The organism is Micromonospora sp. A3M-1-15 (genome assembly GCF_024213425.1).
GTDB lineage: Bacteria > Actinomycetota > Actinomycetes > Mycobacteriales > Micromonosporaceae > Micromonospora > Micromonospora chersina.
The window spans coordinates 472445-495205 of the sequence record NZ_JANAVK010000003.1 but is presented as its reverse complement, the minus strand read 5'-3'; the positions used below and the strand labels follow the sequence as shown (position 1 = coordinate 495205).

20 protein-coding genes are annotated in these 22761 nt (G+C 71.1%); 13 read left to right on the top strand and 7 right to left on the bottom strand.

Features of this window, described 5'->3' with window-relative positions:
* Window positions 1-117 precede the first annotated feature (117 nt).
* The 3 genes from NLX85_RS17565 (at window position 118) to NLX85_RS17555 (ending at window position 5311) form a co-directional block, all read left to right on the top strand.
* Window positions 118-3345: a cation-translocating P-type ATPase gene (locus NLX85_RS17565; protein WP_254336420.1), complete on the top strand. Its 3228-nt coding sequence runs from the start codon at window positions 118-120 to the stop codon at window positions 3343-3345.
* 27 nt (window positions 3346-3372) lie between these two features.
* Complete coding sequence (locus NLX85_RS17560) at window positions 3373-4008, top strand: DJ-1/PfpI family protein (RefSeq protein WP_254336418.1); 636 nt, start codon at window positions 3373-3375, stop codon at window positions 4006-4008.
* A gap of 589 nt (window positions 4009-4597) precedes the next feature.
* The gene (locus tag NLX85_RS17555; protein ID WP_254336416.1) at window positions 4598-5311 is read left to right on the top strand and encodes a VOC family protein; all 714 of its coding nucleotides are present in this window, start codon (window positions 4598-4600) and stop codon (window positions 5309-5311) included.
* Window positions 5312-5450: 139 nt separating this feature from the next.
* Here the strand turns inward: NLX85_RS17555 and NLX85_RS17550 are convergent, their stop codons facing one another.
* The gene (locus NLX85_RS17550) at window positions 5451-6461 is read right to left on the bottom strand and encodes a mechanosensitive ion channel family protein (RefSeq protein ID WP_254336414.1); all 1011 of its coding nucleotides are present in this window, start codon (window positions 6459-6461) and stop codon (window positions 5451-5453) included.
* Between the two features lie 221 nt (window positions 6462-6682).
* On the opposite strand from NLX85_RS17550, the gene NLX85_RS17545 reads away from it, so the two are divergent.
* Window positions 6683-6838, top strand: coding sequence for a hypothetical protein (locus NLX85_RS17545; protein ID WP_254336413.1), 156 nt, complete (start codon window positions 6683-6685; stop codon window positions 6836-6838).
* Window positions 6839-7132: 294 nt separating this feature from the next.
* Here the strand turns inward: NLX85_RS17545 and NLX85_RS17540 are convergent, their stop codons facing one another.
* On the bottom strand, window positions 7133-8023 hold the full coding sequence (locus tag NLX85_RS17540) for a hypothetical protein (RefSeq protein ID WP_254336411.1): 891 nt from the start codon (window positions 8021-8023) through the stop codon (window positions 7133-7135).
* 598 nt (window positions 8024-8621) lie between these two features.
* Between NLX85_RS17540 and NLX85_RS17535 the strand changes: the two genes are divergently transcribed.
* The 6 genes from NLX85_RS17535 to NLX85_RS17510 all read left to right on the top strand — a co-directional run bounded on the left by NLX85_RS17535 (window position 8622) and on the right by NLX85_RS17510 (window position 15041).
* Complete coding sequence (locus NLX85_RS17535) at window positions 8622-9650, top strand: DUF2267 domain-containing protein (RefSeq protein WP_254336409.1); 1029 nt, start codon at window positions 8622-8624, stop codon at window positions 9648-9650.
* Between the two features lie 228 nt (window positions 9651-9878).
* Window positions 9879-11342, top strand: a complete 1464-nt coding sequence (locus NLX85_RS17530) for a transposase (protein WP_254336407.1) — start codon at window positions 9879-9881, stop codon at window positions 11340-11342.
* 300 nt (window positions 11343-11642) lie between these two features.
* Entirely contained in the window at window positions 11643-12563 is a 921-nt protein-coding gene (locus tag NLX85_RS17525) for an SRPBCC family protein (RefSeq protein ID WP_254336404.1), read from the top strand.
* Window positions 12560-13735, top strand: a complete 1176-nt coding sequence (locus NLX85_RS17520; RefSeq protein WP_254336403.1) for a zinc-dependent alcohol dehydrogenase — start codon at window positions 12560-12562, stop codon at window positions 13733-13735. The genes NLX85_RS17525 and NLX85_RS17520 overlap by 4 nt, the downstream gene beginning before the upstream one ends.
* A gap of 141 nt (window positions 13736-13876) precedes the next feature.
* A complete protein-coding gene (locus NLX85_RS17515; RefSeq protein WP_254336401.1) occupies window positions 13877-14560 on the top strand; it encodes a TMEM175 family protein in 684 nt (227 codons plus the stop codon).
* A gap of 73 nt (window positions 14561-14633) precedes the next feature.
* Window positions 14634-15041, top strand: coding sequence for a DUF2267 domain-containing protein (locus NLX85_RS17510; RefSeq protein ID WP_254336399.1), 408 nt, complete (start codon window positions 14634-14636; stop codon window positions 15039-15041).
* A 265-nt stretch (window positions 15042-15306) separates the two neighbouring features.
* Here NLX85_RS17510 and NLX85_RS17505 read toward each other — a convergent pair whose 3' ends face one another.
* Window positions 15307-16149 carry an aldo/keto reductase gene (locus NLX85_RS17505; RefSeq protein ID WP_254336397.1) on the bottom strand — a complete coding sequence of 281 codons (843 nt, stop codon included), beginning with the start codon at window positions 16147-16149 and terminating at the stop codon, window positions 15307-15309.
* A 240-nt stretch (window positions 16150-16389) separates the two neighbouring features.
* Here NLX85_RS17505 and NLX85_RS17500 point away from each other — a divergent pair, with 240 nt between their 5' ends.
* From NLX85_RS17500 to NLX85_RS17490, 3 genes are all read left to right on the top strand, one after another.
* Window positions 16390-16971, top strand: a complete 582-nt coding sequence (locus NLX85_RS17500) for a type 1 glutamine amidotransferase domain-containing protein (RefSeq protein WP_254336395.1) — start codon at window positions 16390-16392, stop codon at window positions 16969-16971.
* 735 nt (window positions 16972-17706) lie between these two features.
* Window positions 17707-17982, top strand: a complete 276-nt coding sequence (locus NLX85_RS17495; protein ID WP_254336394.1) for a hypothetical protein — start codon at window positions 17707-17709, stop codon at window positions 17980-17982.
* Window positions 17983-18389: 407 nt separating this feature from the next.
* Window positions 18390-19346 (top strand): LysR family transcriptional regulator, encoded by a 957-nt coding sequence (locus NLX85_RS17490; RefSeq protein WP_254336392.1) that lies wholly within the window; start codon window positions 18390-18392, stop codon window positions 19344-19346.
* On the opposite strand, the gene NLX85_RS17485 is transcribed toward NLX85_RS17490, so the two are convergent.
* From NLX85_RS17485 to NLX85_RS17470, 4 genes are read right to left on the bottom strand one after another with little or no spacing between them, the layout of a single operon-like run.
* Window positions 19271-20506 carry a VWA domain-containing protein gene (locus tag NLX85_RS17485; RefSeq protein ID WP_254336390.1) on the bottom strand — a complete coding sequence of 412 codons (1236 nt, stop codon included), beginning with the start codon at window positions 20504-20506 and terminating at the stop codon, window positions 19271-19273. The genes NLX85_RS17490 and NLX85_RS17485 overlap by 76 nt on opposite strands.
* A complete protein-coding gene (locus NLX85_RS17480) occupies window positions 20503-21318 on the bottom strand; it encodes an SRPBCC family protein (protein ID WP_254336388.1) in 816 nt (271 codons plus the stop codon). Before NLX85_RS17480 ends, NLX85_RS17485 begins: the two co-directional genes overlap by 4 nt.
* Window positions 21315-22184, bottom strand: a complete 870-nt coding sequence (locus NLX85_RS17475; protein WP_254336386.1) for an AAA family ATPase — start codon at window positions 22182-22184, stop codon at window positions 21315-21317. Before NLX85_RS17475 ends, NLX85_RS17480 begins: the two co-directional genes overlap by 4 nt.
* Complete coding sequence (locus NLX85_RS17470; protein WP_254336383.1) at window positions 22181-22759, bottom strand: NTP transferase domain-containing protein; 579 nt, start codon at window positions 22757-22759, stop codon at window positions 22181-22183. Before NLX85_RS17470 ends, NLX85_RS17475 begins: the two co-directional genes overlap by 4 nt.
* Window positions 22760-22761 lie beyond the last annotated feature (2 nt).

Sequence of the window (22761 nt, the reverse complement as noted above, 5' to 3'; positions counted from 1 at the left end):
GAACGGGTCGCGGACAGCGGGCGGACAGCGGCGGCCGGGAGCGTGGCGTCACCGGCCGGCGAATGCCGCCGGACCAGCGAGGGCGCCTGCGACGCCCGGTACGAGAGGAGCAGTGCGATGACGACACCGACGATCGTCTCCGGCACGCTGGACATCGGCGGGATGACCTGTGCGTCCTGTGTCCGGCGGGTGGAGCGGGCGATGAGCCGGGTCGAGGGCGTCGAGCGGGCTGAGGTCAACCTGGCGGCCGAGACGGCCACCGTGGTCTACGACTCCGCCCGGGCGACCCCGCCGGCGCTGATCGCGGCGGTGGAGCGGGCTGGTTACACGGCCACGGTCCAGGCCGACGAGTCCCGGCCACCGGCCGCCGGGAGCGCGGATGACGCCGAGCTGAGCCGGGCGGGGGACCGGGAGGTCACCCGGCTGAAGCGGATCTGGCAGCTCACCCTGGCCACCGGGCTGTCCATGATGGTGCTGATGTACCTGCCGCTGTCCGTCGACGCGATGGACTGGCTGATGCCGGCGCTGCTGGTCGTCGCGACCGTGGTGCAGTTCGGGGCGGGCCGGCCCTTCTACCGAGCGGCGTGGGCCGCGGCCCGGCACGGCGGCGTCAACATGCACACCCTGGTCGCCCTGGGCACCACGGTCGCATACGCCTACAGCGCCTTCGTCACCCTATGGCCGGCGACCGCCGAACGGCTCGGCCTGCCTCTGCACGTCTACTTCGAGATATCCGTGGTGGTCATCGCACTGGTGCTGACCGGGCGGTGGATGGAGGCCCGGGCGCGCAGGCAGACCGGCGCCGCGATCGGGGCACTGCTCGGGCTGCGCCCGCGGACCGCCCAGGTGCTGCGCGACGGTGTCGAGATCGAGGTGCCCGTCGATTCGGTCGTCGTGGGCGACCTGGTGCGGGTGCGACCCGGCGAGAAGGTGCCGGTGGACGGCACCGTCACCGAGGGCGCCTCCACCGTCGACGAGAGCATGCTGACCGGCGAGAGCATGCCGGTGTCGAAGACCGCCGGGGACCCGGTCATCGGCTCGACCGTCAACCGGACCGGCGCCCTGGTGTTCCGGGCCACCGCGGTCGGCCAGGACACCACCCTCGCCCAGATCGTCCGCCTGGTCCGCGAGGCGCAGGGCGGCAAGGCGCCGATGCAGCGGCTGGTCGACACCGTCTCCGCCTGGTTCGTCCCGGCGGTGCTCGGGCTGGCGTTGCTCACCTTCGCCGTCTGGGCGATCGCCGGCCCCGCCGACGGGCGGCTGACCCTCGGCATCGGCGCCGCCATCGCGGTGCTCATCATCGCCTGCCCCTGCGCGCTCGGCCTGGCCACCCCGACCGCGATCATGGTCGGCACCGGCAAGGCCGCCGAGCTGGGTATCCTCATCTCCGGGGGAGAGGCGCTGGAGCAGGCCCGGCGGATCACCACGGTGGTCCTGGACAAGACCGGCACCCTGACCCGCGGCCGTCCCGACGTCACCGCGGTGCACACCGTCGACGGTGTCGACGCCGACCAGCTCCTGGCCTACGCCGCAGCGGCCGAGACCGGCTCGGAGCACCCGCTCGGTGAGGCGATCGTCCGGCACGCCCGCGCCCGCGACCTGACCGTGCCGGCGGCGGACACCTTCACGGCGGTGCCCGGGCACGGCGTCGAGGCGCGGGTCGAGGGCCACGACCTGCTCATCGGCAATGCCGCCCTGATGCGTCGCCACGGCATCGACGTGGCCGCCCTGTCGAGCCAGGTCACTGCCGTCGCCGCCGCCGGCGGCACCCCCGTCCACGTCGCCCTCGACGGCCGGCTCGCCGGCGTCGCCGGGATCGCCGACACCCTGCGGCCCGAGTCCGTCGAGGCGGTGGCGCAGTTGCAGGCCCTGGGCCTGGAGGTGTGGATGCTGACCGGCGACAACCGGGTCACCGCCGAGGTGGTCGCCCGCGAGGTCGGCATCGACCACGTGATCGCCGACGTACGGCCCGAGGAGAAGGCCGCCCGGGTCGCCGCCCTGCAGGAACGGGGCGCGGTCGTGGCGATGGTCGGCGACGGCATTAACGACGCTCCGGCGCTGGCCCGCGCCGACCTGGGCATCGCCATCGGCACCGGCACCGACGTGGCGATCGCCGCCTCCGACATCACCCTGGTCGGCGGGGACCTGCGCGGCATCGTCTCGGCGATCGCGCTGTCCCGGCGTACGGCCACCACGATCAAGCAGGGCCTCGGCTGGGCGTTCGGCTACAACGCCCTGCTCATCCCGGTGGCCGCCGGCGTGCTCCACCCGACCTGGGGCATCCTGCTCGACCCGTCGCTCGCCGCCGCCGCGATGGCCATGAGTTCGGTCAGCGTGGTCACCAACGCGCTGCGGCTGCGCCGCTTCCGCCGCCCGGAGACGGCGGCCGCGCTGCGGCCCCGCCTGGGTGCCCGGCTCGGCGAGTGGGCGTACCTGACCGGAGTCGCCGCGCTCGCGCTCGCCGTGGGCGCCGGCTTCACCGCGCTCAGCCGCACCGACGCCGCCGCGCGGGGAATGAACGGGGTGCTGGCCTGGACGCAGGACACCGGCATGCCGATGCGGCCGGCGATGAGCACCATGATGACCGCCGAGACCGAGCCGGTGCACGCCGAGGACGCCGGCGTCCGGGTCGACGTCCGGCTGCCCGCCGACGTCGCGCCCGGCCGGCCCGCCGCGGTCCGGGTCCGGATCACCGACGCGGAGAGCGGCCATCCGGTCCGGGACGTGGGACGCAGCCACGAGGCCTGGATGCACCTGATCGCCGTGCGCGACGACCTGGCCAGCTTCGCCCATGTCCACCCGCAGCCAGCGGGCCGGCCCGGCGAATTCGACGTGACGCTCACCTTCCCCACCCCCGGCCGGTACATCGTGCACACCGAGTTCCGGCGCAAGGGCCAGCTGACCGACGTGCTGCAACGGCACGACGTGGTGGTCGGCGACCCCGCGGAGGTCATCCACCAGCGGCCGGAGGTGTCCGGGCGGCAGCAGGTCGTCGACGACGTGCGGGTGACCCTGGACGGGACCGCCAAGGTCGGCGGCAGCAGCTTCACCTACCGCTTCGCCGACGCGGCCACCGGCCGGCCGCTGACCCGGCTACGGCCCTACCTGGCCGCCGCGGGGCACGTGGTCGTCATGTCGGAGGCGGGCGACAGCTTCGCCCACGAGCACGCCGAGACCACCGACGCCGACGGCCGGCCCGTCTTCGCCCTGCCCGGTCAGACCTACGGACCTGACCTGGACCTGCACGTCGACTTCCCCCGCCCGGGCCGCTACCGGCTCTGGGGCCAGTTCCGCCTCGCCGACGGCCATGTGGTCACCGTGCCGTTCACCGTCGACGCCCGCTGACCAGCCCACACCCTGAAAGGAACAGCCATGCAGATCGCAGTCCTCCTCTTCGACCGGTTCACCGCTCTCGACGCCGTCGGCCCGTACGAGGTGCTCGGCCGGCTCCCCGGCGCCCGTACCGTCTTCGTCGCCGACCGGCCCGGCCCGGTCACCACCGACGTGGGCACCCTCGCCCTCACGGCCACCGCCACCCTGGACGAGGTGACCAGCCCGGACGTGCTCGTGGTCCCCGGCGGGCCTGGGCAGATCGCCCGGATGACCGACGCCCGGCTGCTCGACTGGCTGCGCGCCGTCGACGCCACCACCACCTGGACCACCTCGATCTGCACCGGCTCGCTGCTGCTCGCCGCGGCGGGGCTGCTGGACGGCCGCCAGGCCACCTCGCACTGGCTGGCCCTGGACCAGCTGCCCGCGTTCGGGGCGGTGCCGGCCGAGGAGCGGGTGGTCGTGGACGGCAAGTACGTCACGGCCGCCGGCGTGTCGGCCGGCGTCGACATGGCCCTGACGCTGGCCGGCCGGATCGCCGGCGACGCCGTCGCCCAGGCGATCCAGCTCGGCATCGAGTACGACCCCCGGCCGCCGTACCCGGCGGGATCCCCGGGCACCGCGCCGAAGCCGCTGGTCGCCGCGCTGCGCGCGAACCCGCATCGGGTGCTGGGCTGAGCGGCCTGCCCGGGTGGGCGTGTTACACGCCCACCCGTTGCACCGCAGTGCCCGATTGCCCCGGGCTTGAGAGCCCGGGGCAACCCAATCTCCGTAGGTTGTTGTCGGCCGAGCGGAATGGCGCCGACAAGACGCAACCCGTGATGGCTGTCAGTTCGTGTCGATCCCGACACACACCCAGACCCAACACTCCAGGTCAAGCCCGACTTCGAGATGCTGGCCTCCGAGACGACTCGAACCCAACGGCGGAGCGTCCGACTCCTCGGTCGTGGCGGCCCGATGCATCGATCGGAGATCAGGAGCGGTGGCTCCTTGCGCTCGTGGCCGGGGAGCGTGCCAGTCCTATCGCCTCGTCCCCTTGGCCCCGCACCAGTCCGTTGCCCCCAGCTCCACGAGCCGACCGCTCGACCTGACACCTACGGTCACCCTAGGCGCGAACGCTTCGTGGCAGCTCAGCAAGACCGCGCGCCTCGCGGCATGAGCGTGTACCCGATCGAGCGAGGTGCGTCCGTGCAGGTCGCGGTGGCGCTTCTGCGCTCGTCGTGTCGTAGCGGGGGTTCGTGTCGGTGGGCTGGGACAGGATGTGGTCATGACCGTGACAGCTCGCCTGGACCTGGCCATCTTCGATGCGGCCGACATTGACAAGGTCGGCTCGTTCTATGCCGAGTTGGCCGGCTGGGACGTCGTCCGTCAGGACTCTGATCGGTTCGGCGTCCGGACGTCGGACGGTCAGGAGATCGAGTTTCAGCGCGCGCCCGACCATGTCGGGCCGCGGTGGCCCGGGCAGAAGCACCCGCAGCAGTTCCACCTGGATCTGCAGACCGACGATCCCCAGGCGGAGGCCGAGCGAGCAGTCGCCCTCGGTGCCGTCCGGCTGGCCGACGGCCCTACCTGGATCACACTGGTCGACCCGGCCGGTCATCCATTCGACCTCTGCCAGGCGGAGGGTGTCGGCTCGGCGATGAGGCTGTTCGCGGTGACGATCGACGCCCCGGACGCATCAGCACTGGCCCGTTTTTACGCCAACCTCGCCGGTATGCAGATCACCTACGACGGTCCCGAGGGCGCGCTCATCGCCGGTGGCGGCAAGAGCCTGATATTCCAGCAAATCAGCGCCTACAACCCGCCCCGCTGGCCGGATCCGGCGTACCCACAGCAAGCCCATCTCGACCTCCTCGTCGACGACCTCGACGCAGGCGAGGCCCGGGCGCTGGAGTTGGGCGGCCGTCGGCTGAGCGCCGACGGTGAACGCTTCAGGGTCTTCGCCGACCCAGCCGGCCACCCGTTCTGCCTCATCCGGTAGCGCACCACTATCGCTCACGTCCAGACAATCTGGATGCTCTCGGCGCAGGCCCACCTGAACGCTACGCACCTTTCGCCCGTCAAGGCGGCTTTTGTGGGCCGCCGGGCCCGCACCGAGCTGGACCTGGTTTGCGGGGAGGTCAGGGTTTGTACTCGCTGCGGGTGCGGGGGAGCCACTGCGGGTGGTCGTCGCGGATGTAGCGGATCAGGCCCTCGCGGAGGTCGCAGCGGAGGTCCCAGGCGCTGGGCCCGTCGGCGGCGGCGGCCTGCACCTCGATCACGACGCTCGATGCGGTGGCGTCGACCATCTGCAGTACCCACTGGCTCCGGTCCCACAGCGGTGAGGACTCGACGAGCCGTCGGGTCTCCGTACGCAGGTCCTCCAGGTCGGCAGTGTGGTCCACGTGGATCTGGACCTTGCCGACCACCCGCTCCTCGTGCCGGGACCAGTTCTGAAACGGGCGCTCGGTGAAGTACATCGTCGGCAGGATGAGCACCCGGTCGTCCCACAGCCGGACGACCACGTTGGTTAGCTTGACCTCTTCGACCCGGCCCCACTCGCCCTCGATGACCACCACGTCGCCGACGTGCAGACCGTCCGAGAAGGCGACCTGAATACCGGCGAACGCGTTGCCCAGCGCGGTCCGGGCGGACAGGCCGATGAGCGCGCCGACGACGCCGGCCGAGCCCAGGACGGAGATCCCGAACGCGCGGATGGGTGGGAAGGTGGTGATGATCAGGCCGATGGTCACGATCGTGACCACTACCGCGGTGAAGCGTCGGACGGGGCGGATCTGGGTTCGGGCCCGCCGGATCCGGCGGTCCGCGACCACCTCCGGCGGCAGCCGGCTGAAGGTGACGCCCTCGGCGACGTGCAACGCCTTAATCACCAGCCAGGCGACGCTGCCGATGAGCAACAGCCCGATGGCGTGTCGGACGTCGCCGAGCCATCCGGCCGGCCTCGGCGGTAGTGCGAGGTACAGCCCGGTGAGGAGCAGCACGGCGGCCGTCGGACGGCGGCAGGCCTTCCGCAGTGGTCCCAGGACCCATCGGTAGCGACCGTGGTCGACGCGACGGACGAGCCTGCGTGTGCCGATGTCCAGCAGCACGACCACCGCCAGCGTGGCCAGCATGATCAACGCCGCGCGCATCAGGCGGCGACCGCCGTGGTCTCGAGCGTCATCCCGCTGCGCTCCTCGCCCACGTCATGACGTACAGAGGACGGGTTACCGCCTGACCCTATGCACACCGGGAGGACACCGAGTTTTTCCTGTCAAGAACACCCCTTCCGGGTGGCACTCATAGGCGCCGGCACCGCGGTGAGAGGCAGCCGACGCGTACGGATCTGATCGGCCGGGTGACACCGGCGGCCATGAGCACGAGCACTGGGGTGGGCCCCGAGCGGGTGGCCGTCGCCCGGGTGGGCATGGTCGCCGTCGTCGCCCACCACCGGAAGACCCTCAGCGGCGGCCTCGACAAGCTGTGGGCGGAGCTGGCCGGCGCGGGCGTCGAAGACCCCATCTGGTAGGCGGTGCCGAAGAGCCGCAAGGCCCCGAAGAAGGTCCGCAAGGCGCTGAAGAAGGGGGCGAGTTGATCTTCGTTTGGCGGCGACGGCATGGTGCAGCACTGCGCGGACGCCCTCGCCGGCACGGGCACCCGATGGCGATCCTGCCGCCCGGCACCGCCTGCATACCGCGTTGATCGTGGTAGCCGCGCTGGCGAGGGCGGTGGTCGTGGACCTGATCTCCGGCGTGCTGGTCCGTCGGGTAGCCCGCGGCCGGTACAAGTGGCTGCTGGAGCCGCTGCGGCACGCCTGCCGCAATCAGCTCTGCGGCTGTTGCCCCTGCGGTCCTACCAGCCGTGCCGTGACCTGCCTCAGTGGCTGGCTGTTGTTGACGCCCTTCTTCATTCTTTGCCACGCCGTTCGGGCCGGAGATCCGCCCAGCACGCCGCCCAGACCCCCACCGCCGCCAGCCGCCGCCCCGCTGTTCTGAGCCAGTTGCTGGGTGGTCTGTCCGAGTTGTTGGCCGACCTGCTGGGTGGTCTGCTGCAGCGTCTGCGACAGCGGCCCATTGGGCCCCAGAGCCTCCTGTGCCGTCTGCCCGACGTGGTCGAGCGTCCGCGCTAGCGGCCCCTGCGGCCCGAGCGCCTGTTGAGCTGTCTGCCCGACCTGGTTCACGGCGGTGTCCACCGTCTTGACCAGCGACTCGATGATCTGAGGGTTGCGTTCGATGGTGCGCAGGGCGCTGTCGAGAATGCCGCGGAGCTCTTCGAGCCGGACCTCGAGCATCGCCTCGGCCTCAACGCCCTTGATATCGATCTTCACCGTGCCGAGCTGCGCCTGAACGCCCACGTCGAGTTGGAGCAGGCTACCCAGTCGGGCTCGCAGTGAGACGGAGGCGTCCAGGTCGTCGACCTCGACGTAGATCTGTTCGACCTTGGCCTGCGGGATCTGGAGGACGACGTCTGGGTCTGACATCGTCTTGCTGCTGTGCCCGCCAGCCGGCTGGGGAAGTTCGTGCTCACCACGCTGCGGGGCGGCGGGGTGGTTGCCCGGCCGCTCGGCACCCGTTGGCCCGTCGGCGCGACCGAGGTTCTGGCCACGACCGGACATTCCCGCGCCCTCCTCGGCGTCGCGCTGTCGATCGACCTGCTCGCGCGGTTGCGCAGGCGACTCCCGTGCGCCCCTGCCCCGGCTCTCCGGTTCGGCCATCCCGCACTCCTCGGGCCTCGCCTCGCATGCGGACCGGATGGAGCCCAACATCGGTATGTGGCTCCGATCCTCGGCCCACCCCCTCGGACCGGGTCGCGGTCTACCCGTGTGCCGAAGCATCAAACGGCTCAGTGGTGCGGCCGAGGAGACGCGGATCAGCTGCGCCGGAAAGCGAGGGGCGAGCAGGTGACCACCTGCTCCCACCCGTGCCCGCGCGCTCACGACGAGCCAACGACAGGCAAAGCTGCGCCACCGGGTCGTTCATGGCTGTGTGCGCCCGGGGCCCGGCCGTCTATCGGGTGATCCAGGGAGTGGGCAGCGGTCGGCGCCTTCGCCTGCGGTGTGGTGGCTGATTCTGTCGGGCTGGTCGGCATTTTCTTCGTGGCCGCCGCGTCGACCGGGGTGGCGAATGACCTCCGTGCCGACACCGAGAGGGAGCACCATGACAACCGTCGGAGGGCTCACGGCGACCCGGTTGGTGCCGGTGGACGGCGACGAGCCCAGCTACCCGTGAGGAACACCGATGGCTTACAGCGAACAGCACCGCCCGGAGATCGTCGTCGGGCTGGTGGCGACCCCGCCGGACCACCCAGCCCGGGTGGCCGCGCGGCTCACCGCCGAGCTGGCCGGCCGGCTCGCCGAGCGGGTGGACGCGGACGTACGGTGGACCGTTCGGGAAGGCTGGGGGGAGGTGGCGCCGCGCCGCGACGGTGGCGTCGAGGCGCTGCTCGACGACGTTGCGGAACGGCGCACCGGCGACCGGTGGGACGTCGCAATCTGCCTGACCGACCTGCCGCTGCACACCGAGGGGGTGCCGCTGGTCGCGCAGACCTCCGGCCGGCGCCGGGTCGCGATGGTCTCCCTGCCGGCGCTGGGACTGCAGCAGCTGCGAGCAGCCCGCGCGGCCGTTCCCGATATGGTGAGCCGGCTACTCACCGACGCCTCCGACCAGCGGGTGCCGCGGGCCGGCTGGGCACCGGCCGAGATGGCAAGCCGGGTTACGGCCATCCATCAGGTGGTCGGCAAGGCCGGGGAGCTGGGTTACGTCGCCTCACCGCTGATCGGCCGGGTGCGGCTGTTGGCCGGCATGGTCCGGGCCAACCGACCGGGACGGGCTCTGCTGGGCCTGTCCAAGCTGCTGGTCGGCGCCTTTGGCACTGCCGCGTTCGCGCTCACCACGGACACCATCTGGCAGATGGGCGATGCGCTCGGCGGACTCCGGCTCGCCGTGATCATGGTACTCGGGCTGACCGCGTTGGTGGCCTGGCTGATCGTCGCCCACGGCCTGTGGGAGAAACCAGGCCGCGAGACACCGCCTGAGCTGGCCAGGCTGTTCAACCTGGGTACGATCCTCACCCTCACTCTGGCCACGGCGGTCTCCTACCTGGTCCTGTTCGCTGGCACGGTGCTCGTCGGGGCGCTGCTGATCGACACATCGGTGCTGGAGCAGACCTTGCAGCGACCGGTCGATGTCACCGACTACCTCACGCTCGCCTGGATCACCAGTTCGCTGGCCACCGTCGGTGGCGCGATCGGCTCCGGGCTGGAGAACGAGGAAACGGTGCGAGCCGCCGCTTACGGCTACCATCCCGAACCCGGCGGCTGGCGGGACGAGAGGGACGGGTAGCCCCACCGTGGGCGGGGTGTGAGCGGACGCATGCCCGAGTCGCGACCGAACCGCGGGGCACCACGCACGGATCGGTTCATTCAGGGCAGTCAGCTCCTACGGCGTGTTTCATAAGTGAGCGGCTGGTGCTGGGCGTGGTGAGCCATTGTGGTCGGTCGGCTCGTGGGGTTTCTGGGTGTGTGCAGGTGGTGGGCTGTTTGTCGGTGGTGTGTGGCATGGTGTGTTGCCGTGGCGCGTTTCACCACGTTCCGGTTCTGTCTGGACCCGACCGCTGAGCAGGAGTTTGTGTTGCGTCGGCATGCGGGTGCGGCCCGGTTCGGCTACAACCAGTGCCTGCGGCTGGTCAAGGACGCTTTGGGCGGCAGGCGTGGTGGGACGGTCGGCAAGGTGCCGTGGTCGGGCTTCGATCTGATCAACGCGTTCAACGGGTGGAAACGGTCGGGTGACGCGGGCCGGGTGATGGTCGCCGCCGGTGACGGGACCGTCGCGGTGCAGGTGACCGGTCTGGCATGGCGGGGCGAGGTGTGTCAGCAGGTTTTTGAAGAGGCCGCGGTCGATCTCGGCCGCGGCCTGTCCGCGTACACGGCATCGCGCGCCGGCCGGCGGCGGGGTCGGCGGGTCAGTTTTCCGAGGTTCAAGTCCAAGAAACGCGCACCGCTGTCGTTTCGCATCCGCAGCAGGACCTCTGCCACGGGCCGGGCGGGTATCCGGGTCGGTGAGCGCGCGCCGCGTACCGTGACCCTGCCCGGCATCGGCGCCGTGGCGGTACGGCAGGACACCCGCCGGCTGCGGCGCATGCTGGCCAAGGGGCGGGCGAAGGTCGTGTCCGCGACGGTCAGCCACCGGGCCGGCCGGTGGGCGGTGTCACTGACCTGCGAAGCCGCCGACCTGCACGATGCCCGCCGCCACCAGCCGAACACCGGCGCCGCAGGGTGGGTGGGTGTCGACCGGGGCCTGTCGACGTTCGTCGCCGCGGCGCGCGCCGACGGCACGCAGGTCCTGCGGGTCGACGGCTGGCCACGGCCCGCCCGGACCGCGCTGGCGCGGCAGCGCCGCCTGTCCCGGAAGGTCACCGGCAAACAGCGCGGCTCCACCAACCGCGCCAAGGCCGCAGCCCGGCTGGGCCGCCACCACGCCCGGGTGTCCGCGACCCGGCGCCGTTTCCTGCACCAGGTCTCCAACCAGCTGGTCAATACCCACGACCGGCTCGCCATCGAGACCCTCACCATCACCGGCATGCTCGCCAACCGGCGCCTGGCGTCCGCGGTCGCCGACGCGGCATGGGGCGAACTGGCCCGCCAACTGGCCTACAAGCAGCAGTGGCGCGCCGGCCAACTGGCCCTGGTCGACCGCTGGTACCCGTCGACCAAGACCTGCTCCGCATGCCGGACCGTGGCCCCCGCGATGCCTCTGCACCAGCGCACGTTCACCTGCCAGGCGTGCGGCTATCAGGCCGATCGGGACCACAACGCCGCAGTCAACCTCGCTGTCTGGGCCGAGCAGCACCACGCCCAGTCCCGGGACCTCCCCGCAGGGGGCCCGGTCACCAACGCCGGCCGAGGGGAAGGCTCTGGCCCGCGCACACGCGCAGGCGAAACCGGCCCCGATGACGCAGGAACCGCACCCACCCCACCCAGGGCGAGGCGCGGACGCCCGAGAAGGGCGCTGTCTCACAACTCCACCGAGTTATGAAACAGGCCGTAGTCCGCCGGCGTTCGCCGGCCGGTTGCAGTGACGATGGGCTCCTCCCGACGCCCCCCCGAGCCGCCCGAGCCTGAAGTGCAGTCTCCGTCAGCGGGCGATTCGCGGGGGTTCAGGTGGACTGCGGCGGGTATGCCGGCCCCACTAGTTCGCCGCCCCGGTTCGCTATGACCGGGATGCTCGGCGAGGTGCGATCGGATACGGAGGCTACCGGTGACTCGACTGGCAGTCCGAGAGGCAGCGAATCCCAGGCACGAGGAGGTGCAGCGGCGGGGGCGCGGGCTCGGCTGGATGAGTCTCGGTCTGGGCGTGGCGCAGCTGGCGGCGCCGGACACGGTGCGCCGGATCAGCGGCGTAGACGACTCCGCGACGTCTCGGGCGGTGGTGCCGCTCGTCGGGGCGCGGGAGCTGGTACACGCGGCCGGGCTCCTGACGAGCCGGCGGAAGAGCGCCTGGACATGGACCCGTGTCGTGGGCGACGCGATGGACCTGACCTCGCTTGGAATGGCCATCGCTCACCGGGGCGGGCGCCGCCGGCGGCGGCTCCTTGGTGTCACTGGCGCCGTCCTCGGGATCACGGTGCTGGATGTACTGACCGCCGTGCAAGCCACTCGGGCGAAGAAGATCGGCTCCGCGCCGGCGGTACGGGGCGCACGCAAAGGAGGACCCATGGAGCTGACAGCCACGACCACCGTTCGCAAACCCCCATCGGAGGTCTACGCGTTCTGGCGCGATCTGGGCAACCTCCCGACGTTTATGGCTCATCTCCAGGAGGTCAGCGCCACCGGTGACCGTACGAGCCATTGGTCCGCGAGCGCTCCGTTCGGCATGAACGTCGAGTGGGACGCCGAGATCATCGACGAGGCGACCGGCGAGAAGATCGCGTGGCGGTCGACCGGGAACGCCGACGTGCCGAACGCCGGTACGGTTCGGTTCGTGCCCGCCCCGGACGGTGTGAGCACCGAGGTGCACGTCGTCCTGACCTACGACATCCCGGGCGGCGCCGTCGGCAAGGCGGTCGCCAAGTACTTCGGCGAGGAACCGCACCAGCAGCTCGACGACGATCTGCGCCGGCTCAAGCAGGTTCTGGAGACCGGCGAGGTGATCCGCTCCGACGGCGCCCCGTGGGGCAAGCGGGCCCGCAAGGAGTTCCCGCAGCGTCCGGCGCAACCGCTGTCGGCTTCCGACCTCGCGAAGGGAGCGGATGCGTGAGGGCGAACACCTGGGCGGGCCGCAACAAGGTCAAGGTCCGTGACGTACCGGACCCGAAGATCCTGAACAAGCGCGATGCCATCGTACGGATCACGTCCACCGCGATCTGTGGCTCGGACCTGCACCTGATCGATGGGTATGTGCCCACGATGCAGGACGGCGACGTCATCGGCCACGAGTTCATGGGTGAGGTGATCGAGGTCGGATCGGGAGTGCCCGCGGACAAGCTACGGGTCGGCGACCGGGTTGTCGTGCCGTTCCCGATCGCCTGCGGCGCGTGCGGTGCCTGCGCCGCCGAGCTGTACTCCTGCTGCGAGAACTCCAACCCCAACGCAGGGATCGCGGAGAAGATGTTCGGTCATCCGGTCGCCGGGATCTTCGGCTATTCGCATCTGACGGGCGGCTTCGCGGGCGGTCAGGCGCAGTACGCGCGGGTGCCGTTCGCCGACGTCGGTCCGTTGAAGATCGAGTCCGATCTGACCGACGAGCAGGTGCTGTTCCTCTCCGACATCCTGCCCACCGGCTACATGGGTGCCGACTTGTGTGACATCCAGTCCACCGACGTGGTGGCGGTGTGGGGCGCCGGCCCGGTCGGCCAGTTCGCCATGGACAGCGCCCGGGTGCTCGGCGCCGCGAAGGTCATCGCCATCGACAAGGAGCCGTACCGGCTGCAGATGGCGGAACGGGCGGGCTACACGACGATCAATTTTGAGGAGGTGGATGTGCGGTCCCGGCTGCTGGAACTGACCGGTGGGCGGGGACCGGACAAGTGCATCGACGCGGTCGGCCAGGAGGCCAGCCACGGCAGTGCACACGTCCACGCCTACGACCGGGTCAAGCAGGCGGTCCGCTTGGAGACCGAGCGCCCGCACGCGCTGCGGCAGGCGATCCTGTCGTGCCGCAGCGGTGGCATCGTATCGGTGATCGGCGTGTACGGCGGTTTCCTGGACAAGTTCCCCTCCGGCGCGTGGATGAACCGAGCGCTGACCCTGCGTACCGGGCAATGCCACGTACAGCGCTACATGAAGCCGCTTCTGCAGCGCATCGAACGCGGCGAGATCGATCCGACCCGGGTCATCACCCACACCCTGCCGCTCGACGAGGCAGAACGCGGCTTCGACATCTTCAAGAACAAGCAGGACCACTGCGAGAAGGTCGTCCTCAAACCCTGACGACCACCCGCATCCGGCGACCGCGGCGTGCACGGTGGCCGGATGCGGCGTCTGTCGGGAGGCGCCGGTCATACTGATTCGCGTTGCGGGCGGCGGGTGCCTGGGTGTTTGCCGCGGACGACCCCTGGGAAGGCACGCTCGGTGAGCGGGCCAGAGACGGAGCTCGGCACCCGGTCGGACACCAGCCGTGCCGTGGCGTTCAGCGACGCCATCTTCGCCATCATCATCACGCTGCTGGTCCTGGACCTCCGGGTGCCGGACGTCCCGCCCGGCCGCCTCCTGTCCGGACTGCTCAGCCAGTGGCCGTCGTACGTCGCGTATCTCGCGTCCTACTCGTACGTGGCCGTCGTCTGGCTCAACCACAAGGCGGCATTCAACCGCATCCAGCAGACTGATCGCGGCCTGCACTGGATGAACCTCTTGGTGCTGTTCACCACGGCGCTGCTGCCGTTTCCGACCATCGTCGTGTCGCACGCCCTGCAGGAGCACGACAGCGCGGACCAGCGCGTGGCCATCGCCTTCTACGCGCTGATCGGCGCGTCGCTGTGCGCGGCGTGGCTGGCGTTCTACCACTACCTGGCCCGGCACCCGGACCTGCTGAAGGAACAGGTCAAGCACGAGTTCTTCCGCGTCGAGCGGATCCGGGCCCTCGCCGGAGTCCTGCTGTACGCCCTCGCGGGGGTGCTCGGCTACCTGGTGACGCCGCTGGTCGGCCTCGCCATCTTCCTCCTCCTGCCCGCCTTCTACGCCGTCACCAGCGCGGGCCTGTACCAGTTTCGGGTGACCCGCCGGATCAGCCACCGCCCTCCGCCACCAGCTGGCTGAGGGCGGGCGGACCGCCGTTTCACCCCGGCGGGCGCGGGTACCCGCCGCAATCAGGTTCGAGAGGGGATCCCAGGTGAACTACACCGAGTTCATCCAGTCCGTGGCAGCGCGACCGAAGGTTCCGCCGGGGCAGGCGGAACCGATCACCCGGGCCACGCTCGAGACGTTGGCAGAACGGATCACTGGCGGCCAGGCGAGGGACCTCGCTTCTCAGCTCCCTGAGGAGCTGCAAGGGCTGGTGGACAGGCCCACTGAAGATCCGGAACGGTTCGGGCTCGCCGAATTCTTCCAACGGGTGCAGTCACGGGCCGGGGTGGATCGCCAGGTGGCCACCGACGCAGCACGGGCGGTGCTGGATACCCTTCGTGAGTCGGCCAGCGCGAAAGAGTACGGAGACCTGGTCGACCAGCTGCCCCAGGAGTTCTGGCAGTTGACCGGGCCGGGGACGGGACGTCTCCAGCCCCGCCGGGTCGGCACCTGACCGGGCCGGTCGGCGCCCGGCTCGACTCCGGATGTCTCGCCGGGTCCGCCGAGCGCACCTGCGGTCCCGACCGCCGGGCGGGACCACGCCCACATCTGGCTCGAGGAAGACCTCATTCATCGCCGCGCTCGCGGCGCAGCCGTACGAGGTGAACCTGCCCTGCAGGTAGGTGGTGGCTGCCGCCGAAGCCGTGGCCCGCCGCAATTCGCCCACCGCCGAGCGGACGCGCGGACGTAGCCGCCGTCCGCCGAACCGATCCGTGACGCTACAACATCTCCAGCGGTTGCGGGCCGGCCGGCGGCGGGAACGCCGTGTCGAGTGCCGCCACGTCCTCCTCGCTCAGATGCAGGTCGCGCGCTTCCGCGTTCTCCCGGGTGTGTTCCGGGTTGGACGATCGAGGGATGGCCGCAACCCTCTCCTGCCGCAGTAGCCAGGCCAGCGCCACCTGAGCGGGTGTGGCCCCGTGCCGAGCGGCGACCTCCGCGACCTGGGGGTGGCCGAGCAGTCGGCCCTGCTCGATCGGCGAGTACGCCATCACCGGGATTCGGCGCTCGCGTAGCCACGGCAGCAGGTCGTACTCGGGACCGCGGCGGGTGAGGTTGTACAGGATCTGGTTGGTCGCGCAGGAGTTCCCGCCCGCCTCGAGTAGATCCGTCATGCCGGAAAGATCGAAGTTGCTCACGCCCCACTGCCCGATGTCACCGGCGTCGACGAGTTCGGCGAACGCCTCGATCGTCTCCGCGAGTGGATGTGTGCCGCGCCAGTGCAGGAGGTAGAGGTCGATGTGGTCGACGCCGAGTCGTTGCAGGCTGCGGCGGCAGGCCTGCACGGTTCCCTGTCGGCTGGCGTTGGACGGCAGCACCTTGTCGACCAGAAAGACGTCGGCGCGTCGTCCGATGATCGCCCCGCCGACGAGTTCCTCGGAGGCGCCGTCACCGTACATCTCCGCAGTGTCGATCATGGTCATGCCCAGGTCGAGCCCGGCGCGTAGGGCGGCTATCTCGTCTTGCCGCCGTCCGGGGCGCTCACCCAGGTGCCAGGTTCCCTGGCCGAGCACGGGCATGGTCTGGCCGGATGGTAGCTCGATCGCGGCGGCAGCGAGGGTCATGGCGGCCTTTCGGGAGCCTGGTACCAGTGGGCTGGGTGCGTTACCCGCTGCGACAGGAAGCACTCTCGTAGTGCGACCTTCCTCCGCGCAGGCCCTCTGTGAGCGGCGGACGTATAGGACGGATTGTCCGCCCTCGAGTGGCGTTCGGTGGCCTGTTTTCCGGTGCCATCGCCGGGAAGGCGACAGCGAGCGAACGATGCGCCGTCGACGGGGCGGCGCCGCGAAGGGAAGGCCGCAAAAATGGCGCAGAGCCAGCAGCCGCTGACCGGCAAACGAGTCGCTTGCCTCGCCGCCGACGGGGTTGAGGACGTGGAGTACACCCAGTCCCGGGCCGCCGCGGAGCAGGCGGGGGCCGAAGTCCACCTGATCTCATTGAATTCCGGCGAGATTCAGTCAATGAACCAGGACATCAACCCTGCCAACCGGTATCGGGTGGACCGGACCGTGAACGAGGCCAACACGGCCGACTACGACGCCCTGCTGCTGCCGGGCGGGACGGTCAACCCCGACCGGCTCCGGATGAACCCGCAGGCAATGGGCTTCGTCCGGGCGTTCTTTGAGCAACAGAAGCCGGTGGCGGCGATCTGCCACGGCCCTTGGTCGTTGGTCGAAACCGGGATGGTCAACGGCCGGACCGTCACCTCGTTCCCCAGCCTGCGTACCGACATCCGCAACGCGGGCGGGAACTGGGTGGACCAACAGGTACAGGTTGACAACGGCCTGGTCACCAGCCGCAGCCCCAGCGACCTTCCGGCCTTCTGCGCCAAGATGGTAGACGAGTTCGCCGAGGGCAGACACGTCCGCCAGGTGGCGACAGCCTGACCCGGTGGGCTCCAGGCCGGGAGGATCAGCCCGGCCCGGAGCCCCGGCCCGGCGGGTATCCCGCCAACCAGATCTTGGCGCCGCTTGGGATGCTATCCGCGGTGAGGCCCGGGGGCAGCAGTCCGGCGATGACTTCGCCGATGACGGCTACAGGCACATCCGCGGGAGGGCGTCTGCGACGATCCCCGGCAACCGGGCCGGCAACGTGGTCGGTGACGAGCTCGGACAGCCGCCCAGCCTAACGGCTCCGCCCTCGCGTCACCGCCCCGTCATCTGCGAAGTCGCGTTCGTGCGGCGATCCTGGGGCTCATGATCGCTCCCTGTAGGGTGATTGTCAGGCGATCGGGATGGCACCCACTTCGCGCAATTCGAGTTGGTGATCGGTTCGTGTCGATCCTCGGACACGAACCGAATTCCAACGGCGCGGCAAGATGCATTTGCCCGCACCGTTTGTGTTGCGGGGTCCTACGTCAGGTGCAGCCCGAGGCTGCGGTAGACCTCCAGCTTGTGTTCCGGCTCGGCGTCCCGAAGGGCGTCCACGAGGTCTCCGAGTTCCTCGACGACGGCGATGATCTGCTCCTCGCTGGGGCGAGCGGGTAAACAGGGTTCTCTTCGGCCGGCGCCTGGTGGCGTTGCTCGGCGCGTTGCCGATCTGCCTGGGTTTCGGCGATCCAGCCGGCGACCACGGCCGGGTCAGCACCGGCGTCGAGTTCCGCGCGGGTTTCCGAGGCCGGGGTGCGGTTCGCGCCCGGTAAGGCGGCCAACGCCGGCGGGGTCGCGGCGAGTGCACTGGAAATGCAGCGAAACGCAAGCCGCGACTCGTGGACCTTCGCCCATTCCGAGCAGAGGCTGCAGGAAATCATGCGGACCATCCACGCCCCGCTGCTATGCCACCGCCGACGAGTACGGCATGCCGGGCAACTACGTCGCTGGAGCCAACATCGACGGCTTCTGGCTCGTCGCCGAGGTGATGCTCGCCCACGGGCTCATCTGAGAACCGGCGTACCGTAGCGAGGCTGACGGGCAGAGTCGGCGTCTCCATGTCGCCATCTCTCTGCTGACCAGAAACCTGTCCCGTCAGGTGGGGAGGCGGTGCGGGCCGCCGGGCAGGGTCGGGCGGCCGGCATCGGGCGGCGTCGGCCCCATTCGCGCTCACGCGGGAGCAGCATGCCAGATCCGTGCGAAGTCAATCGATTGCGACGGGTGATTGAGGGGGACTGGCGGAAAGAGTGACCGCCTGACCGCAGGCAACGAACACCGCAGGCCAGGCGACGCGCACGGTGCCGTGGACCTTCTTCGATCAGGCAGCCCGACCTTGAGCTGGCACTGGCGGCAGGGCGGCTGACCGGGAATGATCGAGGCACATCGCGGGATGTCCGGAGCACTCGATCGGGGAGCGGGAGAGTGGGTCGACGCCGATGACACCGACGCAGCTGCGTGCCTACGTCGCCGTCGTCCGGCTGGGATCTGTCAAGCAGGCCGCCGCGCAGCTGGAGGTCTCCGAATCGGCGGTCTCGCTGCTGATCGGCCAGTTGCGCAAGGAGTTCGGGGACCAGCTGTTCTCGCGGACGGCGGTGGGGCTGGCCTTCACCCCCGGTGGGCTGCGGTTGGCCAGCCGCGCAGCCGAGTTGCTGGGCCTGCAGGACCGTACGGTGCTGGAGGTGAGCGCGGCAGGACGCGGCCGCCGTCTGTTGCGGGTCGCCGCGTCCAGCCTGTTCGCCGAGTTCGCCGCGCCGGGACTGATCGAGCTGTTCGCGAAACGGGCTGCCGACCTCGAGGTCGAGCTGAGCGTGTGCGACCCGGGATCCTTCGAGTCGTTGCTGCTGACCCGGGCCGCGGACATCGCGATGGGGCCGCTGCCGCCGGTGCTCGACACGGCGATCGCCGGCCGGCCGGTGATGAACTACCGGCTCGTGATAGTCGTCGGCCCGGACCATCCGCTGGCCGGCGTGCCGGCGTCGCCGGGGCAGTTGCGTGACCAGACCTGGCTGCTCGGGCCGTCGGCCGCCGCCGACCTGGGCACGATGCCGGCGATGCTGCGCCGGCTCGGTGTGCCCGAGGAGCGGCAGCAAATCTTCCAGAGCCACGCGGCCGCGCTGGGCGAGGCGAAGCGCGGCAAGGGTGTCGCACCGGCGCTGTCGTTCACCGTCGCTCCGGACGTCCGCAACGGCCAGCTCGCGGCGCTGTCCGGGCCGCACGCGACGGCCGACGCGGTGTGGCATTCGCTGGTGCTCACCAACCCGGGCGCCCCGTCCGCCGCGGCCGAGCTGTGCCGGTTCGCGTCGACGCCGCGGGCGATTCAGGCCATGATGCGCGGCGTGGGCGTCGCGGTGAACCACTTCAGGCCGTCGGTGCACGTGACGCTCTGGAGCTGACGGGCGGCGTCCACGAGGTCCTGGAACGTCGCGGCCGGCAGTAGCCGGTCACAGTAGGGCAGAGCTGCGGCCATGCCCGCCACCCGGGGAACGAACCCGGGGGCGCCGGCCCGTGGGTTCAACCAGACGATCCGGTAGGCGCGGCGGCGCAGCCGTGCCATGACGGCGGCGAGTTCGCCGGGCGGGTCGCTGTCCCAGCCGTCCGAGCCGACCACCACCACCGCCCCGCGGACCGCGTCGCCGTGATGGGACGCGAGCAGCGCCCGCAGGTTCGTGGCGATGCGGGTACCACCGAACCGGTCGGTCACGGCCGAGCTGGCCTGCGCGATCGCTGCGGTCGCCGACGTGTGTCGCAGCGCGACCGTGAGTCGGGTAAGCGTCGTCGCGAACGCGAACACCTCCGCGTCGGCGACCACCGCGAACGCCCGCAGCAGGTGCAGGTACGCGTGGGCCTGCGCCCGCATCGACTCGCTGACGTCGCACAGCAGCACGACCCGGCGCGGTCGTCGTACCGGCCGCTCGCGGACGACCTCGACGGGTTCCCACGCGGTGCGGCGGGCGCGGGCGATCGTCGGGCGCAGCGCGACCCGCCGCCCGGCCGGGCCGACGGCGTGCCGCCTGGTGCGTCGGGTCGGCCAGCCGGCGACGGCCTCGCGCAGGGCGTCGCCGAGCAGGTCGACCTGGGCGCTGTCGAGGTCCTCGAACGGCCGGTCGACGAGCCCGGCGAGGGCACTGGGGCGCCGCTCGGGCAGCCGCATCGCGGCATCGGACGCTTCCGCCTCGGCGACGGGCGGTGGCAGCATCGCCCACGGCAGCCCACCGCCGCCGCCGGTGTCGTCGGTGTCCGCGGGAACCGGCAGGTGTACGTCGTCGCGGGCACCCGACGGGGCCGCGGACCGGGTCAGCGGCAGCGGCGGCGCGTCGGCGAAGACGGTGGCGAAGACGCGGTCGAACGCGGCGAGGTGGGCGTGCCGCCGGACGAAGCTGATCCGGGCGGTCCAGTAGAGCGTGGACATCTCCACGGGTGTGCTGACGGCGAGCGCCCGGACGAAGTCGTCGGCCTCGGTGAGCCCGGCGGGCACACCGGCGTGCCGCAGCCGGCCGGCGAAGGCCACCGCGAACGCGGCGCGGTCGGTCCCGCGCAACAGGCCGGAACTCACCGGCGCGCGACCAGCCAGGCGATCACCGCGCCGACGACGACGATCCCGACGAGCACCGGCACGAGGCGCTTGGTGATCGAGCCACCGGCGATGCTGAGCAGGTCGAGCGCCTCCGGTTCGGCGGCCGGCACGGCGCGGGCGGTGGTGGACGGCCGTTCGACTGGCGTCGACGCGACCGTGGCGGTGTCGGGCGGGGCTGCGACGGCCGCGGGGGCTTCGGCCGTGGCTGCGGGGGTGTCGGGCGTGGTCGCGGTGGCTGTGGGGGTGTCGGGCGTGGTCGCGAAGGCTGTCGCGGCTGCTGCGGACTCGGGTTCGGGTCGCGCGGTGGACGTGGGCGGGCTGCCCACCGGCGCTGTGCTGCCCATCTCCTCGGCCGCCAGCTTGGCCTCGAGGTTGCCGACGAACTGGGCGAGCAGCTTGCCCGACACCTCCTTGATCATGCCGCTGCCGAACTGGGCCAGCTTCCCCGAGATCTTCAGGTCGGTGTCCACGTTGACCAGGGTCCGGTCGCCGTCCGGCCGCAGCCGGGCGGTGACCAGCGCGGACGCGTTGGCCGCCGACCGTGCGTCGCGGCCCTTCGCGTCGATCACTCCCCGGTACCGCGTCTCGTCCTTCTCGACGAACCGGGCGGTGCCCGCGAACTCGGAGACGACCGGCCCGACCTTGACCTTCACCTTGCCCCGGTGGACGTCGCCGTCGACGCCGGTCAGCTGGGCGCCCGGCAGGCACGGCGCGATGCCCTCGAGGTCGGTGAGGACCGCCCAGGCCCGCTCGATCGGGGTGTTGACCGTGAACTCGTTGGTGATCTTCATCCCGGGCTCTCCTGGTGGGCGCCGAGCGCGGCGGCGACGGCGGCGCGGTCGTCGGGGGTCTTGGCGATGGTGCCGATGGTCTGGAGGACGTCATCGGCGGCGAGGTCGGCGGCGCCGAGCACGGACAGCGCGGCGACCCAGTCGATGGCCTCGGCCATGCCGGGCGCCTTGTCCAGCTCCAGGGCGCGCACGACGCCGATGAACTCGGTCGCCGTACGGATCAGCGGTTCGGCCGCGCCCGGCACGGCCCGGCGGACGATCTCGGCGGCCCGGCCCGGCTCCGGGAAGTCGATCCAGTGGTACAGGCAGCGGCGGCGCAGCGCGTCGTGCAGGTCGCGGCTGCGATTCGAGGTGAGCACCACGACCGGCGGCGTGGTCGCGGCGAACGTGCCGAGTTCGGGGATCGTGATCCCGGCCTCACCGAGGAACTCGAACAGCAGCGCCTCGAACTCGTCGTCGGCGCGGTCGATCTCGTCGATCAGCAGCACCGGCGGGACGGGCCCCTCATGGCGTATCGCCCGCAGGATCGGCCGTTCCTGGAGGAACTCCGCGCTGAACAGGTCGGCGTCGGTGAGGGTCGCGTGCTGGGCCTCGGCGAGCCGGATCGCGAGCAGCTGCCGCTGGTAGTTCCACTCGTAGAGCGCCTCGCCGGCGGTCAGGCCCTCGTAGCACTGCAGCCGGATCAGCGTCGTGTCCAGCGCCCGCGCCAGAGCCTTCGCGGCCGCTGTCTTGCCGACGCCGGGCTCGCCCTCGAGCAGCAGCGGCTTGCCCAGTTCCAGCGCGAGGAAGATGGCCATCGCCATGCCGTCGTCGGCCAGGTAGTCGACGGCGTCGAGCCGGCGCCGGACGGCCAGCGGATCCTTCACCGCGCCTCGCCCGTCAGCAGCCGCTCGTAGTCCGCGCGGGTGTCCACGTCGATCGGCACCGGCCCGTCCGCGGGTACCTCCGTCACCGGGTGGCGGCCGGAGTGCAGCAGCTTCCAGACGGCCTTGTCACCGTGCAGGCTGCGCAGCTCCGGAAGGACCTCGCGGGCGAACCAGAACGGATGCCCCAGCCCGTCGGCGTACCGGCACACCGCGAGCGGGGTGCTCACCGCCACGACCCTCCCCACGTCGGCGGCGCGTACGCCGGGCTGGTCGCCGAGCAGCAGGACGAGCCCGTCGGCGCGCGGGTCCACCACCTGCGCCGCCGCGCTGATCGACGACCCGCAGCCCGTGCTGAACTCCGCGTTCTCGACGACCTGGACCCCGGTCAGGTCCACCCGGTCGCGGACCAGGTCCGCGGCGCCGCCGAGGGTCACGAGCAGCTGGTCGAAGGCGCACGAGCGGGCCAGCTCCAGGGTGGCGTCGAGCAGCGTCCGCCCGCGGTACGGCAGCAGCTGCTTGGCCTCGCCGAGGCGTACGGACGCCCCGGCGGCGAGGACCAGGCCGGTGACGAACACGG

Bases quoted from the DNA above. Each gene is read 5' to 3' on its own strand.
- NLX85_RS17565 (WP_254336420.1), top strand. From the start codon at position 118: ATGACGACACCGACGATCGTCTCCGGCACGCTGGACATCGGCGGGATG.
- NLX85_RS17560 (WP_254336418.1), top strand. From the start codon at position 3,373: ATGCAGATCGCAGTCCTCCTCTTCGACCGGTTCACCGCTCTCGACGCC.
- NLX85_RS17555 (WP_254336416.1), top strand. From the start codon at position 4,598: ATGACCGTGACAGCTCGCCTGGACCTGGCCATCTTCGATGCGGCCGAC.
- NLX85_RS17550 (WP_254336414.1), bottom strand. From the start codon at position 6,461: ATGCGCGCGGCGTTGATCATGCTGGCCACGCTGGCGGTGGTCGTGCTG.
- NLX85_RS17545 (WP_254336413.1), top strand. From the start codon at position 6,683: ATGAGCACGAGCACTGGGGTGGGCCCCGAGCGGGTGGCCGTCGCCCGG.
- NLX85_RS17540 (WP_254336411.1), bottom strand. From the start codon at position 8,023: ATGGCCGAACCGGAGAGCCGGGGCAGGGGCGCACGGGAGTCGCCTGCG.
- NLX85_RS17525 (WP_254336404.1), top strand. From the start codon at position 11,643: ATGAGTCTCGGTCTGGGCGTGGCGCAGCTGGCGGCGCCGGACACGGTG.
- NLX85_RS17505 (WP_254336397.1), bottom strand. From the start codon at position 16,149: ATGACCCTCGCTGCCGCCGCGATCGAGCTACCATCCGGCCAGACCATG.
- NLX85_RS17500 (WP_254336395.1), top strand. From the start codon at position 16,390: ATGGCGCAGAGCCAGCAGCCGCTGACCGGCAAACGAGTCGCTTGCCTC.
- NLX85_RS17490 (WP_254336392.1), top strand. From the start codon at position 18,390: ATGACACCGACGCAGCTGCGTGCCTACGTCGCCGTCGTCCGGCTGGGA.
- NLX85_RS17480 (WP_254336388.1), bottom strand. From the start codon at position 21,318: ATGAAGATCACCAACGAGTTCACGGTCAACACCCCGATCGAGCGGGCC.